Genomic DNA, 1,146 nt, shown 5'->3' with positions numbered 1-1,146 from the left:
CGCTGACCGGCGCGCAGGCGCGCGTGTTCGAGCAGGTGCGCGCCGACCTGGCGTTGCCGCGGCCGATGCTGCGCCTGGTGCAGGGCGACGTGGGCAGCGGCAAGACCGTGGTCGCGGCGCTGGCGGCGATGCTCGCGATCGGCAGCGGTCGCCAGGCGGCGTTGATGGCGCCGACCGAGCTGCTCGCCGAACAGCATCTGGCGAACCTGCGCGCATGGCTGGAACCGCTGGGCGTGCGCGTGGCCTGGCTCGCCGGCAAGGTCACCGGCAAGGCACGGGCGAAGGTGCTGGCGGATGTCGCCACGGGCGAAGCGCAGATGGTCGTCGGCACCCACGCCCTGATGCAGGAGGGCGTGGTGTTCGCCAACCTCGCGCTGGCGATCGTCGACGAGCAGCATCGTTTCGGCGTGCACCAGCGGCTGGCGTTGCGCGACAAGGGCGCGGACGGCAGCGGCGTGCCGCACCAGCTGGTGATGACCGCCACGCCCATCCCGCGCACCCTCGCGATGACGGCGTACGCCGACCTCGACGTGTCCGCCATCGACGAGTTGCCGCCCGGGCGCACGCCGGTGCAGACCGTGGCACTGAGCGCCGAGCGCCGTCCCGAGCTGGTCGAGCGCATCCGCGCGGCCTGCGCCGAAGGCCGCCAGGCGTACTGGGTCTGCACCTTGATCGACGATTCCGACGAAGTCGAGGCGCAGGCGGCGCAGACCACCCACGACGCGCTGTCGGCGGCGTTGCCCGGCCTGCGCATCGGCCTGGTGCACGGTCGCATGAAGGCGTCGGCGAAGCAGGCGGCGATGCGCGCGTTCAAGGACGGTGCGATGGACCTGCTGGTCGCGACCACGGTGATCGAGGTCGGCGTCGACGTGCCCAACGCCTCGCTGATGATCATCGAGAACGCCGAGCGCCTCGGCCTGGCCCAGCTGCACCAGCTACGCGGCCGGGTCGGGCGGGGCAGTGCCGCGTCCAGTTGCGTGCTGCTGTACCAGGCGCCGCTGTCGGCGCTGGCCCGGCAGCGCCTGGAAACCATGCGCTCGACCAGCGACGGCTTCGAGATTGCCGAACAGGACCTGGCGCTGCGCGGCCCGGGCGAATTGCTGGGCACTCGCCAGACCGGTCTGGCCGGCTTCCGCGTCGCCGACC

General features: G+C 72.5%; 1 protein-coding gene. It reads left to right on the top strand.

Going from position 1 to position 1,146, the window contains the following annotated elements:
* Positions 1-1,146 (top strand): ATP-dependent DNA helicase RecG (locus tag QAA18_RS12350; protein WP_279413348.1); only part of this gene is annotated, 1,146 nt, incomplete at both ends.

The sequence above is a fragment of the Luteimonas sp. 8-5 genome (assembly GCF_029763755.1).
Classification (GTDB): domain Bacteria; phylum Pseudomonadota; class Gammaproteobacteria; order Xanthomonadales; family Xanthomonadaceae; genus Cognatiluteimonas.
Note: the sequence above shows the minus strand (reverse complement) of the source record. Positions and strands in the feature narration are given on the sequence as shown.